The organism is Xanthomonas sp. SHU 308, from assembly GCF_000364645.1.
Lineage (GTDB): Bacteria > Pseudomonadota > Gammaproteobacteria > Xanthomonadales > Xanthomonadaceae > Xanthomonas_A > Xanthomonas_A sontii.
In genome coordinates, this window is sequence record NZ_AQOK01000532.1 from 1 (window position 1) to 657 (window position 657).

At 75.8% G+C, this 657-nt stretch carries 1 protein-coding gene; it reads left to right on the forward strand.

Annotation, left to right across the window (positions count from 1 at the left end; genetic code table 11):
• A partial coding sequence (locus D588_RS25035; RefSeq protein ID WP_043085342.1) for an HAD-IC family P-type ATPase occupies positions 1-657 on the forward strand: 657 nt, incomplete at both ends.

A 657-nucleotide genomic window follows, 5' to 3' on the forward strand; every position in this document is an offset into this window, starting at 1 on the left:
GGCGAACGCGTGCCGGTGGACGGCGAGGTGCTCGAGGGCCACTCCAGCGTGGACGAAGCGATGCTCTCCGGCGAGGCCATGCCGGTGGCCAAGGCGCCGGGCAGCCGCCTGCATGCGGCCACGGTCAACCAGCTCGGCCTGCTGCGCGCACGCGCCACCGGGGTCGGCGCGGACACCCTGCTGGCGCAGATCGTGCGCATGGTCGATGCCGCGCAAGGCTCGCGCGCGCCGATCCAGCGCCTGGTCGACCGTATCGCCGCGGTGTTCGTGCCGGCGGTACTGGCGATCGCCGCGATCACCCTGGGCGCGACCTGGGCGCTGGGCGGCAGCTTCGCCGAGGCGCTGGTGCACGCGGTGGCGGTGCTGGTGATCGCCTGCCCGTGCGCGCTGGGCCTGGCCACGCCGACCGCGATCATGGTCGGCACCGGTGTCGGCGCGCGCGCCGGCATCCTGATCCGCGACGCCGAGGTGCTGGAACGCGCCCGTGCGCTGACCGCGCTGGTGGTCGACAAGACCGGCACCCTGACCCTGGGCCAGCCGCAGGTGACCGCGGTGCTGGTCGCCGACGCGGCCGAGACCGCGCCGCTGTTGCGCCTGGCCGCGGCGCTGGAGACCGGCTCGGCGCATCCGCTGGCGCGCGCCATCGTGCAGCGCGCC